This is a genomic window from Enterobacter cloacae complex sp. FDA-CDC-AR_0164, from assembly GCF_003071645.1.
Lineage (GTDB): Bacteria > Pseudomonadota > Gammaproteobacteria > Enterobacterales > Enterobacteriaceae > Enterobacter > Enterobacter ludwigii.
The window spans coordinates 536,159-551,420 of the sequence record NZ_CP028950.1; the positions used below are offsets into that span (position 1 = coordinate 536,159).

Consider the following 15,262-nt stretch of genomic DNA (forward strand, 5'->3'; position numbering starts at 1 on the left):
TTGGAAACGGCCTCTGTAACATGAACCAGCCCGGAAAACGGACTGGTTCTAATGTTATAGGGACTTTAGGTTACACTTTCAACGCAATTTCAGATAAACCGCTTTCCAGTTTTGTAAGCAAGCACTTACTGATGTTATCCCAGCACTACACGAGCGGGTTTATCAAGGCGCCCACTCAGGCTAATGAGCAGGAAAGCGACCAGAACAATCACCGCACCAATCCATGGCGTTTGGGTTAATCCGAAATGTTCAACGGTTTGCCCACCAATGATGGAACCCAGCGCAATCCCAATATTGAACGCGGCAATATTCAGGCCCGATGCGACATCTACCGCGTTGGGTGTATAAAGTTCGGCTTTTTGTACCACGTAAACCTGCAGGCCTGGCACATTACCAAAAGCGAAGATCCCCATCACCAGTACCGTTATCAGTGCGGCGTATTGCATCGATGCCGTGAACTGGAAAATCATCAGCAGAACAACCAGTGCTGCGAAGATAAACTTCAGGGCTGGCACTGCACCATGTTTGTCCGCAAGCTTCCCACCCCAGATATTACCGATGGCGACGGAGATACCATACCCCAGCAAAATCCAGCTCACTGCACTGGGTGAGAAGCCTGCCAGGTCCTGCATCATCGGAGCCAGGAAGGTGAAAGCCGTGAATACACCCCCATAGCCGAGCGCTGTGACGGCGTAGATGATCAGCAAACGCGTATGCGTGAGTACCTTGAGCTGATCGCTCAGGCTGGCACTCGCACGTCCTGCAATTGTCGACGGTACCAATAGCAGGCTGGCAACCAGGGCAATTACCCCCAGTAAAGAGACGGCAAGGAAGGTTTCGCGCCAGCCAAAGTGCTGTCCGATAAACGTTCCTAACGGTACACCGGTGACAAGAGCGACAGTCAGACCACCGAACATAATCGCGATGGCGGATGCTGCTTTCTCTTTTGGTACCAGGCTGGTTGCAATAGTTGAACCAATAGAGAAGAACACACCGTGAGCGAGACCGGTCAGCAGCCGGGCAATCACCAGCGTGGTGTAGTCCGGCGCCTGCCAGGCCAGAATATTGCCAGCGGTGAATAACACCATCAGCGCAACCAACAGCGGCTTACGCGGGAAACGTCCCGTCAACGCGGTCAGTACGGGGGCGCCGATGGCGACCCCGAGCGCATAGATAGAAACCAACAGGCCGGCAGAGGGCAGCGAGATTGAAAGCTGGTTAGCTATCGTAGGCACCAGTCCTACGATAACAAATTCGGTCGTGCCAATTGCAAAGGCACTGATCGTCAGGGCAAGTAGCGCCAGTGGCATAAATAACTCCATATCATCAGGATTAAGATGACAGGCAGTATGCGCCAGTGCTTAAATAACAAAAATGGTCAAAATATCAATAGAATTTTGCAGGTGGTGCAACAATGAAAGCAACGTCGGAAGAGCTGACAATTTTTGTCGCCGTCGTCGAAAGCGGCAGTTTTAGCCGTGCGGCCGAGCAGTTGGGGCAGGCTAATTCAGCCATCAGCCGCTCGGTGAAAAAACTGGAGATGAAGCTCGGCGTCAGTCTTCTCAACCGAACGACGCGTCAGCTAAGCCTGACGGAGGAAGGCGAGCGTTATTTCCGCCGTGTGCAGTCCGTCCTGCAGGAGATGGCGGCGGCAGAAACAGAGATTATGGAAACCCGTAGTACGCCGCGCGGATTGCTGCGCATTGATGCGGCAACACCGGTTGTTCTTCATTTTCTGATGCCGCTGATCAAGCCTTTCCGCGAACGCTATCCGGAGATGACGCTCTCGTTAGTTTCCTCAGAGACGTTTATCAATCTCATTGAGCGAAAAGTGGATGTGGCGATCCGGGCCGGCACCCTGACCGACTCGAGCTTGCGGGCCCGCCCTCTTTTTGCCAGCTACCGCAAGATAGTCGCGTCACCGCAATACATCGCAGAGCATGGCAAACCAGAGACGGTTGAAGAGCTGAATCAGCACCTGTGCCTGGGCTTCACGGAGCCCGTATCCCTGAACACCTGGCCTGTGGCCTGTCATGATGGTCAACTGCATGAAATCACCAGTGGGTTATCGTCCAACAGTGGAGAAACGCTGAAGCAGCTTTGCCTCGAAGGGAATGGGATCGCCTGTTTGTCGGACTATATGATTGATAAAGAAATTGCACGCGGTGAGCTTGTAGAGCTGATGGCAGATAAACGTCTGCCTGTGGAGATGCCTTTTAGTGCAGTTTATTACAGTGACAGAGCGGTAAGTACGCGCATACGCGCCTTTATCGATTTCCTGAGCGAACATATAAAAACAGCTCCCGTGGGAGCTGTGTGAGGGTTTCAGGCTACAGAGGAAAGGGTCAATATTAATCCCAGTCAGGTGCCAGACCTTCAGGGCTGACCAGACGATCGTTGCATTCCAGGGCAGCGATCGCTTTTTTGTCTTCGTCGTCCAGCTGGAGATCCTTCGCTAACAGGTTGCTGGCCAGGTTTTCACGTCGGGTTGAAGAGGGGATCACGGCGTAACCTTCACCCATCGCCCATGCCAGAATCACCTGTGCAGCCGTTGCGCTATGTTTTTCTGCGATACGATTAATCACGTCATCTTTCAGTGCCTTACCGTAGGCCAGGGTCATATATGAGGTAATGTGGATGCCGTGCTGTTTTGCCCAGTCCACTACTTTGCGGTTTTGCAGGTAGGGAGAGAGTTCAATCTGATTGGTTGCAATGTTTTCTGCCCCCACGGCGGCAATGGCTTTTTCCATCAGCGGGATGGTGAAATTAGAAATACCTATTTCACGCGTTAAGCCCTGCTCTTTCGCTTCAAGCAATGCCTGCATGAACTCCTCGACTGACACAGCATCGTTCGGTGATGGCCAGTGGATCAACGTCAGATCCACATAGTCGGTACGCAGTTTTTCCAGGCTCTCTTTCAGGCTGGGGATCAATTTGTCTTTGCTGAGGTTTTCAATCCAGATTTTGGTGGTGATGAAAAGCTCGCTGCGCGCTACGCCGCTCTCTTCGATAGCCTGACCAACGGCAGCTTCGTTATCATAAATCTGCGCCGTATCAATTGCGCGATAGCCGAGTTCAAGTGCAGTTTTAACGGATGCGATAACAACGTCGTCTTTCAGGCGGAAAGTGCCCAGACCCAGTGCAGGGATAGTCATGTAATCCTCGTTATTCATAATGATTGTTAACTGAGGAGGATTATCGCTGCTGCCGTTATGCATAAAAAGAGCGTTTAACGCAGAGGATTTTTGCTGATTTGGCAATAATGATACGACAGATATGAAAAAAGCCCTGAGCGTTAACTCAGGGCTTTTAATAAGTGGCGGAACGGACGGGACTCGAACCCGCGACCCCCTGCGTGACAGGCAGGTATTCTAACCGACTGAACTACCGCTCCACCGAAGACTGCTGTAACCACCGGATTTATGCACCGGCTTACTACGTAATTTGATGCCTGGCAGTTCCCTACTCTCACATGGGGAGACCCCACACTACCATCGGCGCTACGGCGTTTCACTTCTGAGTTCGGCATGGGGTCAGGTGGGACCACCGCGCTAAAGCCGCCAGGCAAATTCTGTTAATCTGTATCAGCTGAAAATCGTCTCTCATCGCCAAAACATCTTCGGCGTTGTAAGGTTAAGCCTCACGGTTCATTAGTATCGGTTAGCTCAACGCATCGCTGCGCTTACACACCCGACCTATCAACGTCGTAGTCTTCAACGTTCCTTCAGGAGACTTAAAGTCTCAGGGAGAACTCATCTCGGGGCAAGTTTCGTGCTTAGATGCTTTCAGCACTTATCTCTTCCGCATTTAGCTACCGGGCAGTGCCATTGGCATGACAACCCGAACACCAGTGATGCGTCCACTCCGGTCCTCTCGTACTAGGAGCAGCCCCCCTCAATTCTCCAGCGCCCACGGCAGATAGGGACCGAACTGTCTCACGACGTTCTAAACCCAGCTCGCGTACCACTTTAAATGGCGAACAGCCATACCCTTGGGACCTACTTCAGCCCCAGGATGTGATGAGCCGACATCGAGGTGCCAAACACCGCCGTCGATATGAACTCTTGGGCGGTATCAGCCTGTTATCCCCGGAGTACCTTTTATCCGTTGAGCGATGGCCCTTCCATTCAGAACCACCGGATCACTATGACCTGCTTTCGCACCTGCTCGAGCCGTCACTCTCGCAGTCAAGCTAGCTTATGCCATTGCACTAACCTCCTGATGTCCGACCAGGATTAGCTAACCTTCGTGCTCCTCCGTTACTCTTTGGGAGGAGACCGCCCCAGTCAAACTACCCACCAGACACTGTCCGCAACCCGGATTACGGGTCTACGTTAGAACACCAGCCATTAAAGGGTGGTATTTCAAGGTTGGCTCCACGCAGACTGGCGTCCACGCTTCAAAGCCTCCCACCTATCCTACACATCAAGGACCAGTGTTCAGTGTCAAGCTATAGTAAAGGTTCACGGGGTCTTTCCGTCTTGCCGCGGGTACACTGCATCTTCACAGCGAGTTCAATTTCACTGAGTCTCGGGTGGAGACAGCCTGGCCATCATTACGCCATTCGTGCAGGTCGGAACTTACCCGACAAGGAATTTCGCTACCTTAGGACCGTTATAGTTACGGCCGCCGTTTACCGGGGCTTCGATCAAGAGCTTCGCGTTGCCGCTAACCCCATCAATTAACCTTCCGGCACCGGGCAGGCGTCACACCGTATACGTCCACTTTCGTGTTTGCACAGTGCTGTGTTTTTAATAAACAGTTGCAGCCAGCTGGTATCTTCGACTGATTTCAGCTCCACCCGCAGGGGCTTCACCTACATATCAGCGTGCCTTCTCCCGAAGTTACGGCACCATTTTGCCTAGTTCCTTCACCCGAGTTCTCTCAAGCGCCTTGGTATTCTCTACCTGACCACCTGTGTCGGTTTGGGGTACGATTTGATGTTACCTGATGCTTAGAGGCTTTTCCTGGAAGCAGGGCATTTGTTACTTCAGCACCGTAGTGCCTCGTCATCACACCTCAGCGTTAATAAGGTACCGGATTTACCTGGAACCTCCGCCTACATGCTTAAACCGGGACAACCGTCGCCCGGCTAACATAGCCTTCTCCGTCCCCCCTTCGCAGTAACACCAAGTACAGGAATATTAACCTGTTTCCCATCGACTACGCCTTTCGGCCTCGCCTTAGGGGTCGACTCACCCTGCCCCGATTAACGTTGGACAGGAACCCTTGGTCTTCCGGCGAGCGGGCTTTTCACCCGCTTTATCGTTACTTATGTCAGCATTCGCACTTCTGATACCTCCAGCACCCCTCACAGGACACCTTCAACGGCTTACAGAACGCTCCCCTACCCAACAACGCATAAGCGTCGCTGCCGCAGCTTCGGTGCATGGTTTAGCCCCGTTACATCTTCCGCGCAGGCCGACTCGACCAGTGAGCTATTACGCTTTCTTTAAATGATGGCTGCTTCTAAGCCAACATCCTGGCTGTCTGTGCCTTCCCACATCGTTTCCCACTTAACCATGACTTTGGGACCTTAGCTGGCGGTCTGGGTTGTTTCCCTCTTCACGACGGACGTTAGCACCCGCCGTGTGTCTCCCGTGATAACATTCTTCGGTATTCGTAGTTTGCATCGGGTTGGTAAGCCGGGATGGCCCCCTAGCCGAAACAGTGCTCTACCCCCGAAGATGAGTTCACGAGGCGCTACCTAAATAGCTTTCGGGGAGAACCAGCTATCTCCCGGTTTGATTGGCCTTTCACCCCCAGCCACAAGTCATCCGCTAATTTTTCAACATTAGTCGGTTCGGTCCTCCAGTTAGTGTTACCCAACCTTCAACCTGCCCATGGCTAGATCACCGGGTTTCGGGTCTATACCCTGCAACTTAACGCCCAGTTAAGACTCGGTTTCCCTTCGGCTCCCCTATACGGTTAACCTTGCTACAGAATATAAGTCGCTGACCCATTATACAAAAGGTACGCAGTCACCCCATAAAAGAGGCTCCCACTGCTTGTACGTACACGGTTTCAGGTTCTTTTTCACTCCCCTCGCCGGGGTTCTTTTCGCCTTTCCCTCACGGTACTGGTTCACTATCGGTCAGTCAGGAGTATTTAGCCTTGGAGGATGGTCCCCCCATATTCAGACAGGATACCACGTGTCCCGCCCTACTCTTCGAGTTCACAGCCTGTGTGCTTTCGTGTACGGGACTGTCACCCTGTACCGTGCGACTTTCCAGACGCTTCCACTAACACACAAGCTGATTCAGACTCTGGGCTGCTCCCCGTTCGCTCGCCGCTACTGGGGGAATCTCGGTTGATTTCTTTTCCTCGGGGTACTTAGATGTTTCAGTTCCCCCGGTTCGCCTCGTTAACCTATGTATTCAGTTAACGATAGTGTGTCGGAACACACTGGGTTTCCCCATTCGGACATCGCCGGGTCAAAGGTTCATATCACCTCGCCGGCGCTTTTCGCAGATTAGCACGTCCTTCATCGCCTCTGACTGCCAGGGCATCCACCGTGTACGCTTAGTCGCTTAACCTCACAACCCGAAGATGTTTCTTTCGATTCACCACCGGTTTGCGAAAATTTGAGAGACTCGAACACACATAACATGTGTGTCGTTTCAATTTTCAGCTTGATCCAGATTTTTAAAGAGCAAAACTTCGCAGTGCACCTTTTCAGGTTCACTCTGAAGTTTTCTTGTTTTCGCAGTAAAAGATGGTGGAGCTATGCGGGATCGAACCGCAGACCTCCTGCGTGCAAAGCAGGCGCTCTCCCAGCTGAGCTATAGCCCCATCGTATGACCAACCTCTTCAAATCTGCATGACAGATTTGGTAGGCCTGAGTGGACTTGAACCACCGACCTCACCCTTATCAGGGGTGCGCTCTAACCACCTGAGCTACAAGCCTGTAGAGGTTTTTTACTGCTGTTTTTCATCAGACAATCTGTGTGAGCACTACAAAGGCAGGTTCTTTAAGGTAAGGAGGTGATCCAACCGCAGGTTCCCCTACGGTTACCTTGTTACGACTTCACCCCAGTCATGAATCACAAAGTGGTAAGCGCCCTCCCGAAGGTTAAGCTACCTACTTCTTTTGCAACCCACTCCCATGGTGTGACGGGCGGTGTGTACAAGGCCCGGGAACGTATTCACCGTAGCATTCTGATCTACGATTACTAGCGATTCCGACTTCATGGAGTCGAGTTGCAGACTCCAATCCGGACTACGACGCACTTTATGAGGTCCGCTTGCTCTCGCGAGTTCGCTTCTCTTTGTATGCGCCATTGTAGCACGTGTGTAGCCCTACTCGTAAGGGCCATGATGACTTGACGTCATCCCCACCTTCCTCCAGTTTATCACTGGCAGTCTCCTTTGAGTTCCCGGCCGGACCGCTGGCAACAAAGGATAAGGGTTGCGCTCGTTGCGGGACTTAACCCAACATTTCACAACACGAGCTGACGACAGCCATGCAGCACCTGTCTCAGAGTTCCCGAAGGCACCAAAGCATCTCTGCTAAGTTCTCTGGATGTCAAGAGTAGGTAAGGTTCTTCGCGTTGCATCGAATTAAACCACATGCTCCACCGCTTGTGCGGGCCCCCGTCAATTCATTTGAGTTTTAACCTTGCGGCCGTACTCCCCAGGCGGTCGACTTAACGCGTTAGCTCCGGAAGCCACGCCTCAAGGGCACAACCTCCAAGTCGACATCGTTTACGGCGTGGACTACCAGGGTATCTAATCCTGTTTGCTCCCCACGCTTTCGCACCTGAGCGTCAGTCTTTGTCCAGGGGGCCGCCTTCGCCACCGGTATTCCTCCAGATCTCTACGCATTTCACCGCTACACCTGGAATTCTACCCCCCTCTACAAGACTCTAGCCTGCCAGTTTCGAATGCAGTTCCCAGGTTGAGCCCGGGGATTTCACATCCGACTTGACAGACCGCCTGCGTGCGCTTTACGCCCAGTAATTCCGATTAACGCTTGCACCCTCCGTATTACCGCGGCTGCTGGCACGGAGTTAGCCGGTGCTTCTTCTGCGGGTAACGTCAATTGCTGCGGTTATTAACCACAACACCTTCCTCCCCGCTGAAAGTACTTTACAACCCGAAGGCCTTCTTCATACACGCGGCATGGCTGCATCAGGCTTGCGCCCATTGTGCAATATTCCCCACTGCTGCCTCCCGTAGGAGTCTGGACCGTGTCTCAGTTCCAGTGTGGCTGGTCATCCTCTCAGACCAGCTAGGGATCGTCGCCTAGGTGAGCCGTTACCCCACCTACTAGCTAATCCCATCTGGGCACATCTGATGGCAAGAGGCCCGAAGGTCCCCCTCTTTGGTCTTGCGACGTTATGCGGTATTAGCTACCGTTTCCAGTAGTTATCCCCCTCCATCAGGCAGTTTCCCAGACATTACTCACCCGTCCGCCACTCGTCACCCGAGAGCAAGCTCTCTGTGCTACCGTTCGACTTGCATGTGTTAGGCCTGCCGCCAGCGTTCAATCTGAGCCATGATCAAACTCTTCAATTTAAGTTTGATGCTCGTGAATTAAACTTCGTAATGAATTACGTATGTTCACTCAGAGACTTGGTATTCATTTTTCGTCCGAGGACGTTAAGAATCCATGTCACTTTGAGTGCCCACACAGATTGTCTGATAAATTGTTAAAGAGCAGTTGCGACGCGGCTTACAGCTCACCGTCGCGAGGTGGCGTATATTACGCTTTCCTCTTTCAGAGTCAACCCTGAAGTTCAGGATTTTTTCTCTTCAACCGACCGGGTTAACTGTGAAGTGATTCACATCCGCCGTGTCGATGGAGGCGCATTATAGGGTGCCGCCGAGGAATGACAAGCGGAAATATGCATTTTTATTTCGACCGCTCACCTTTTCACCAAAAAGGCTATTTTTGGTGCTTTTTAATCTCTTTTGGCAGCTCTGCCAGGCTATTAATCACCCAATCCGCGGCACTCTCTGCTTCAGGGGTCACAGGTTTGCCGGTGCGCACAAGTATTTTAGTCCCCACACCTGCGGCGGTTGCTGCCTGCATATCTTCCAGTTTATCGCCCACCATATAAGAAGCAGCCATATCGATATGCAGGAATTCCTGCGCAGAGATAAACATTCCCGGATGCGGCTTGCGGCAATCACACGTCTGGCGAAACTCTTCTACAGTTCCCTGCGGGTGGTGCGGGCAATAGTAAATGCCATCAAGTTCGACACCGCGGTCAGCCAGCGACCAGTCCATCCATTCCGTCAGCGTCTCGAATTGCGCCTCGGTGAATTTTCCACGTGCGATACCGGACTGGTTGGTCACGACGACCAGCGCATAGCCCATCTCTTTCAGCTGGCGCATGGCATCGATAACGCCCTCGATAAACTCGAACTCATCAATTTCGTGGACATAACCGTGATCCACATTAATAGTGCCATCACGATCGAGAAAAATTGCGGGTACTGATTTTGCCACCGGTTTGCTCCTGAAAAAGGCATGTACAGCTAGTATCTCATGAATCGCAGCGCAATAAAGTGCTCATCGTACAGAGTTGGATTGATTTAGACGTCTGGATGCCTTAACATCCGTTTTGTTTACGGTCATCACCCGTATCTGGCAGAAGAAAATGCCACGGCTAACTTACATACGATAAAAATAATCTAATGATTAAACTTTCCAATATCACCAAAGTGTTCCAGCAGGGGAACCGAACCATTCAGGCGCTGAACAATGTCAGCCTGCATGTTCCTGCTGGTCAAATTTATGGCGTCATTGGCGCATCGGGTGCAGGTAAAAGTACGCTGATCCGTTGTGTTAACCTGCTTGAGCGCCCAACCCAGGGTCGTGTAGAAGTTGGCGGGCAGGAACTGACCGCCCTTTCAGAGAAAGAACTGACGAAAGCACGCCGCCAGATTGGCATGATCTTCCAGCACTTTAACCTGCTGGCCTCCCGTACGGTGTTTGGCAACGTTGCCTTACCGCTGGAACTGGACAACACGCCAAAAGAAGAAGTTAAGCGTCGCGTAACCGAACTGCTGGATCTCGTCGGTCTGGGTGATAAACACGATAGCTACCCGGCAAACCTGTCCGGCGGACAAAAGCAGCGTGTGGCCATTGCCCGCGCGCTGGCAAGCAACCCGAAAGTGCTGCTGTGCGATGAAGCCACCAGCGCATTAGATCCCGCCACTACGCGTTCCATTCTGGAGCTGCTGAAGGACATCAACCGTCGCCTCGGCCTGACCATTCTCCTTATTACACATGAAATGGACGTGGTGAAACGCATCTGTGATTGCGTCGCGGTAATCAGCAACGGTGAGTTGATTGAGCAAGACACGGTCAGCGAAGTGTTTTCCCATCCGAAAACCCCACTGGCACAACAGTTTATTCAGTCCACGCTGCACCTGGATATTCCGGAAGATTATCTGGAGCGTTTAAAAACAGAATCGACCGCGGACAGCGTCCCGATGCTGCGTATGGAGTTCACTGGCCAGTCCGTCGATGCGCCACTGCTGTCCGAAACCGCGCGCCGCTTTAATGTGAATAACAACATCATCAGCGCGCAAATGGATTACGCCGGTGGCGTGAAGTTCGGCATCATGCTGACGGAAATGCACGGCACACAAGCAGAAACCCAGGCGGCCATTGCCTGGCTGCAAGAACATCACGTAAAAGTAGAGGTACTGGGTTATGTCTGAGCCGATGATGTGGCTGCTGGTTCGCGGCGTTTGGGAAACGCTGGCAATGACCTTTGTATCAGGCTTCTTTGGTTTTGTGATTGGTCTGCCGGTCGGCGTGCTGCTGTATGTGACGCGCCCGGGACAAATCATTGAGAATGCGAAGCTGTATCGCACCCTGTCTGCACTGGTGAATATCTTCCGTTCTATCCCGTTCATTATTCTGCTGGTGTGGATGATTCCATTTACCCGTGTGATCGTGGGAACGTCTATCGGTTTGCAGGCAGCCATCGTTCCGCTGACCGTGGGAGCTGCGCCGTTTATCGCCCGTATGGTGGAAAACGCCCTGCTGGAAATCCCGACCGGTTTGATCGAGGCTTCCCGCGCGATGGGGGCAACGCCAATGCAGATCGTGCGTAAAGTCCTGCTGCCTGAAGCGCTGCCCGGGCTGGTTAACGCGGCAACCATTACGTTGATTACTCTGGTGGGTTATTCCGCGATGGGCGGTGCCGTTGGCGCCGGCGGTTTAGGCCAGATTGGCTACCAGTACGGCTATATTGGTTATAACGCTACCGTAATGAATACCGTTCTGGTATTGCTGGTTGTGCTGGTTTACTTAATCCAGTTCTCTGGCGATCGCATCGTCCGGACTGTTACTCACAAATAACGTTACACACAACACAAACTCGACGAGTTAAGGATATAACATGGCGTTTAAATTAAAGACCTTTGCAGCGGTAGGCGCGCTGATCGGCTCTCTGGCACTGGTGGGTTGCGGTCAGGACGAAAAAGATCCAAACCACATCAAAGTGGGCGTTATCGTGGGTGCAGAACAGCAGGTTGCTGAAGTCGCGCAGAAAGTCGCGAAAGAGAAGTATGGTCTGGACGTTGAGCTGGTGACCTTTAACGATTACGTTCTGCCGAACGAAGCGCTGAGCAAAGGCGATATCGACGCCAACGCCTTCCAGCACAAACCTTACCTGGATCAGCAGATCAAGGACCGCGGCTATAAACTGGTGGGTGTGGGTAACACCTTTGTTTACCCTATTGCCGGTTACTCCAAGAAAATTAAATCTCTGGACGAACTACAGCCAGGCTCTCAGGTTGCCGTCCCTAACGACCCAACCAACCTTGGCCGTTCCCTGCTGCTGCTGCAGAAAGTGGGCCTGATTAAGCTGAAAGACGGTGTTGGCCTGCTGCCAACCGTTCTGGATGTCACCGAGAATCCGAAAAATCTGAAAATTGTTGAGCTGGAAGCCCCACAGCTGCCACGTTCTCTCGACGACGCGCAGATTGCCCTGGCCGTTATCAACACCACGTACGCCAGCCAGATTGGCCTGACGCCAGCGAAAGACGGTATCTTCGTTGAAGACAAAGACTCCCCGTATGTAAACCTGATCGTGACTCGCGAAGACAACAAAGATGCGGAAAACGTGAAGAAGTTCGTACAGGCTTATCAGTCTGACGAAGTTTACCAGGAAGCCAACAAAGTGTTTAACGGCGGCGCTGTTAAGGGCTGGTAATCTCACCTCAGTGTAATATCATCAAGACGGGCTTATGCCCGTCTTGTCATTTGTGCAGTCAACTGATTCAATATCTGACGTTTTGATTATCCATTGAGGAATTATTATGCGTGCTTTACCGATCTGTCTTTTAGCACTCATGCTGAGCGGCTGTTCTATGCTAAGCAGATCTCCTGTTGAACCTGTCCAAAGCACGGCAACCCCGCCAAAAGCAGAACCCGTAAAACCGAAAGCGCCTCGCCCTGCGCCGGTTCGCATTATTACCAAAGCTGACGAACTCGTGGGTAAACCTTTCCGTGAACTGGGTGAAGTAAGCGGCGAATCCTGTCAGGCTACCAATCAGGACTCTCCACCGAATATCCCAACAGCGCGTAAACGCATGCAGATCAACGCGGCAAAAATGAAAGCCAACGCGGTTCTGCTGCATAGCTGCGAAGTGACCAGTGGAACACCGGGTTGCTACCGTCAGGCGGTTTGCATCGGCTCGGCGCTGAACATTACGGCGAAATGAGTTCATTTCAGTTCGAACAGATAGGCGTTATTCGCTCTCCCTATAAAGAGAAGTTCGCCGTGCCACGCCAGCCAGGTCTGGTCACCAGCGGTGGCGAGCTTCACTTGATCGCGCCCTACAATCAGGCCGATGCCGTACGCGGGCTCGAAGCATTCAGCCACTTATGGGTTGTGTTTGTGTTTCACCAGACGATGGAAGGTGGCTGGCGTCCGACCGTACGCCCTCCTCGCCTGGGAGGCAACGCCAGGATGGGCGTGTTTGCGACGCGCTCAACCTTCCGTCCAAACCCTGTCGGGATGTCGCTGGTCGAACTGAAAGGTATACGCTGTCAGAAGGATCAGGTCATACTGGAGTTAGGCAGCCTTGACCTGGTTGATGGCACGCCGGTTATCGATATCAAGCCGTATCTCCCCTTTGCCGAAGCGTTACCCGACGCCCGCGCAAGCTATGCACAGGAAGCACCGCAGGCAGATATGCCTGTTCACTTCACGGCTGAGATAACCACGCAGCTTCAGCAGCTGGAAACACGCTATCCCCGCCTTCGTGACTTTATCACCGAAGTGCTGGCTCAGGACCCCCGTCCGGCCTATCGTAAAGAAGAGGACGCCGGGAAAACCTACGCCGTCTGGCTGCTGGATTTTAACGTTCGCTGGCGCGTGACCGGGGCAGGTTTTGAAGTGTTTGCCCTTGAACCCAGGTAATTTTGTCCTCCTCTCTTTTGGCATCTTTGCCACACTGGTAAACTAAACCACTTTTTTTGTCTCAGGCTGGTGTTTCAGCCTGTTCCAATCGTCGAAATGGAACCGTAACAACATGCGTACTAGCCAATATCTGCTCTCCACTCTGAAGGAGACGCCTGCCGACGCCGAAGTGATCAGCCATCAGCTGATGCTGCGCGCCGGGATGATCCGCAAGCTGGCCTCCGGGTTATATACCTGGCTGCCGACCGGCGTGCGCGTCCTGAAAAAAGTCGAAAACATCGTGCGTGAAGAGATGAACAACGCCGGTGCTATCGAGGTGTCCATGCCTGTGGTTCAGCCCGCTGACCTGTGGCAGGAGAGCGGCCGTTGGGAGCAATATGGCCCTGAGCTGCTGCGTTTCGTTGATCGTGGCGAGCGTCCATTCGTCCTCGGCCCAACGCATGAAGAAGTCATTACCGACCTGATTCGTAATGAGCTGAGCTCTTACAAACAGCTGCCGCTAAACTTCTTCCAGATCCAGACCAAGTTCCGTGATGAAGTTCGCCCACGTTTCGGCGTCATGCGCTCACGCGAATTCCTGATGAAAGATGCTTACTCTTTCCATACGTCTCAGGAATCGCTGCAAGAGACCTACGACAAAATGTACGAGGCTTACAGCAAAATCTTCTCCCGTATGGGTCTGGATTTCCGTGCTGTGCAGGCTGATACCGGTTCTATCGGCGGAAGCGCGTCTCATGAGTTCCAGGTTCTGGCTCAGAGCGGCGAAGACGATGTGATCTTCTCTGACTCTTCTGATTACGCCGCGAACATCGAGTTTGCAGAAGCGCTGGCCCCTAAAGCGCCACGTGCTGCTGCAACCGAAGAGATGACGCTGGTTGATACACCTCACGCAAAAACCATTGCCGAGCTGGTTGAGCAGTTCAACCTGCCCGTCGAAAAAACGGTAAAAACCCTGCTGGTGAAATCCACCGAAGGTAGCGCGTACCCGCTGGTTGCCCTGCTGGTGCGTGGCGATCACGAACTGAACGAAGTGAAAGCTGAGAAGCTGCCTCAGGTTGCCAGCCCGCTGACGTTCGCAACGGAAGCGGAAATCCGTGCCGTCGTGAACGCAGGTCCTGGCTCTCTGGGCCCGGTGAATATGCCGGTTCCGGTGGTTATTGACCGTACGGTAGCCGCAATGAGCGACTTCGCCGCTGGCGCTAACATCGACGGTAAACATTACTTCGGTATCAACTGGGATCGCGATGTCGCGACACCGGAAGTGGCTGATATCCGTAACGTGGTGGCAGGCGATCCGAGCCCGGACGGTCAGGGCACCCTGATGATCAAACGCGGTATCGAAGTGGGCCACATCTTCCAACTGGGGGATAAATATTCCCGCGCACTGAATGCCGCCGTTCAGGGGGAAGATGGCCGCAACCAGATCCTGACCATGGGTTGCTACGGTATCGGTGTGACGCGTGTGGTTGCAGCCGCCATTGAACAGAACTACGACGAACGTGGCATCGTCTGGCCAGACAATATCGCCCCGTTCCAGGTGGCTATTCTGCCAATGAACATGCACAAGTCTTACCGCGTGCAGGAGTTGGCCGAAAAACTTTACTCCGAGCTGCGCGCTCAGGGTATCGAAGTGCTGATGGATGACCGTAAAGAGCGTCCAGGCGTGATGTTTGCCGATATGGAACTGATCGGTATCCCGCACACCGTAGTCATCGGCGACCGTAACCTCGACAGCGACGACATTGAATACAAATACCGTCGCAGTGGTGAAAAGCAGATGATCAAGACTGGCGACATTCTTGATTACCTGGTGAAAGCCATCAAAGGTTAACGTTCAACAAAAAACCCCGCTCAGGCGGGGTTTTTTAATGGGT

At 52.8% G+C, this 15,262-nt stretch carries 10 protein-coding genes, 3 tRNA genes and 3 rRNA genes; 7 read left to right on the forward strand and 9 right to left on the reverse strand.

The annotated features are described in order from the left end of the window. Positions 1–134: 134 nt before the first annotated feature. A complete protein-coding gene (locus AM410_RS02670; RefSeq protein ID WP_073395548.1) occupies positions 135–1,310 on the reverse strand; it encodes an MFS transporter in 1,176 nt (391 codons plus the stop codon). Positions 1,311–1,414: 104 nt separating this feature from the next. On the opposite strand from AM410_RS02670, the gene yafC reads away from it, so the two are divergent. Then, on the forward strand, positions 1,415–2,320 hold the full coding sequence (yafC, locus tag AM410_RS02675; RefSeq protein ID WP_073395546.1) for a DNA-binding transcriptional regulator YafC: 906 nt from the start codon (positions 1,415–1,417) through the stop codon (positions 2,318–2,320). Positions 2,321–2,351: 31 nt separating this feature from the next. On the opposite strand, the gene dkgB is transcribed toward yafC, so the two are convergent. From dkgB to gmhB, 8 genes are all read right to left on the reverse strand, one after another. After that, positions 2,352–3,155: a 2,5-didehydrogluconate reductase DkgB gene (gene dkgB / locus AM410_RS02680; protein WP_073395954.1), complete on the reverse strand. Its 804-nt coding sequence runs from the start codon at positions 3,153–3,155 to the stop codon at positions 2,352–2,354. Between the two features lie 162 nt (positions 3,156–3,317). Next, positions 3,318–3,394: transfer RNA gene (locus AM410_RS02685), tRNA-Asp, on the reverse strand. A 55-nt stretch (positions 3,395–3,449) separates the two neighbouring features. Next, positions 3,450–3,565 (reverse strand): 5S ribosomal RNA (gene rrf, locus AM410_RS02690). 64 nt (positions 3,566–3,629) lie between these two features. Further along, positions 3,630–6,536, reverse strand: a 23S ribosomal RNA gene (locus tag AM410_RS02695). Positions 6,537–6,716: 180 nt separating this feature from the next. After that, positions 6,717–6,792, reverse strand: a tRNA-Ala gene (locus tag AM410_RS02700). Positions 6,793–6,830: 38 nt separating this feature from the next. Beyond that, positions 6,831–6,907 (reverse strand) — tRNA-Ile (locus AM410_RS02705). Positions 6,908–6,977: 70 nt separating this feature from the next. Further along, positions 6,978–8,517, reverse strand: a 16S ribosomal RNA gene (locus AM410_RS02710). The 16S, 23S and 5S rRNA genes sit together here with 3 tRNA genes alongside, the layout of an rRNA operon. A gap of 370 nt (positions 8,518–8,887) precedes the next feature. Beyond that, positions 8,888–9,454, reverse strand: coding sequence for a D-glycero-beta-D-manno-heptose 1,7-bisphosphate 7-phosphatase (gene gmhB / locus AM410_RS02715; protein ID WP_014168732.1), 567 nt, complete (start codon positions 9,452–9,454; stop codon positions 8,888–8,890). Positions 9,455–9,642: 188 nt separating this feature from the next. Here gmhB and metN point away from each other — a divergent pair, with 188 nt between their 5' ends. From metN to proS, 6 genes are all read left to right on the forward strand, one after another. Then, entirely contained in the window at positions 9,643–10,674 is a 1,032-nt protein-coding gene (gene metN, locus AM410_RS02720) for a methionine ABC transporter ATP-binding protein MetN (protein ID WP_014168731.1), read from the forward strand. Further along, complete coding sequence (locus AM410_RS02725; RefSeq protein WP_014168730.1) at positions 10,667–11,320, forward strand: methionine ABC transporter permease MetI; 654 nt, start codon at positions 10,667–10,669, stop codon at positions 11,318–11,320. Before metN ends, AM410_RS02725 begins: the two co-directional genes overlap by 8 nt. Positions 11,321–11,360: 40 nt before the next feature. Then, complete coding sequence (gene metQ / locus AM410_RS02730) at positions 11,361–12,176, forward strand: methionine ABC transporter substrate-binding lipoprotein MetQ (RefSeq protein ID WP_014168729.1); 816 nt, start codon at positions 11,361–11,363, stop codon at positions 12,174–12,176. Between the two features lie 106 nt (positions 12,177–12,282). Then, positions 12,283–12,687 (forward strand): Rcs stress response system protein RcsF, encoded by a 405-nt coding sequence (gene rcsF / locus AM410_RS02735; protein WP_014168727.1) that lies wholly within the window; start codon positions 12,283–12,285, stop codon positions 12,685–12,687. Further along, the gene (gene tsaA / locus AM410_RS02740) at positions 12,684–13,388 is read left to right on the forward strand and encodes a tRNA (N6-threonylcarbamoyladenosine(37)-N6)-methyltransferase TrmO (protein WP_041162435.1); all 705 of its coding nucleotides are present in this window, start codon (positions 12,684–12,686) and stop codon (positions 13,386–13,388) included. Before rcsF ends, tsaA begins: the two co-directional genes overlap by 4 nt. 112 nt (positions 13,389–13,500) lie before the next feature. Beyond that, on the forward strand, positions 13,501–15,219 hold the full coding sequence (proS, locus tag AM410_RS02745) for a proline--tRNA ligase (RefSeq protein ID WP_014168725.1): 1,719 nt from the start codon (positions 13,501–13,503) through the stop codon (positions 15,217–15,219). Positions 15,220–15,262 lie beyond the last annotated feature (43 nt).

Coding starts and splice junctions, on each gene's coding strand:
- AM410_RS02670 (WP_073395548.1), bottom strand. CDS start 1,310: ATGCCACTGGCGCTACTTGCCCTGACGATCAGTGCCTTTGCAATTGGC.
- yafC (WP_073395546.1), top strand. CDS start 1,415: ATGAAAGCAACGTCGGAAGAGCTGACAATTTTTGTCGCCGTCGTCGAA.
- dkgB (WP_073395954.1), bottom strand. CDS start 3,155: ATGACTATCCCTGCACTGGGTCTGGGCACTTTCCGCCTGAAAGACGAC.
- metN (WP_014168731.1), top strand. CDS start 9,643: ATGATTAAACTTTCCAATATCACCAAAGTGTTCCAGCAGGGGAACCGA.
- AM410_RS02725 (WP_014168730.1), top strand. CDS start 10,667: ATGTCTGAGCCGATGATGTGGCTGCTGGTTCGCGGCGTTTGGGAAACG.
- metQ (WP_014168729.1), top strand. CDS start 11,361: ATGGCGTTTAAATTAAAGACCTTTGCAGCGGTAGGCGCGCTGATCGGC.
- rcsF (WP_014168727.1), top strand. CDS start 12,283: ATGCGTGCTTTACCGATCTGTCTTTTAGCACTCATGCTGAGCGGCTGT.
- tsaA (WP_041162435.1), top strand. CDS start 12,684: ATGAGTTCATTTCAGTTCGAACAGATAGGCGTTATTCGCTCTCCCTAT.
- proS (WP_014168725.1), top strand. CDS start 13,501: ATGCGTACTAGCCAATATCTGCTCTCCACTCTGAAGGAGACGCCTGCC.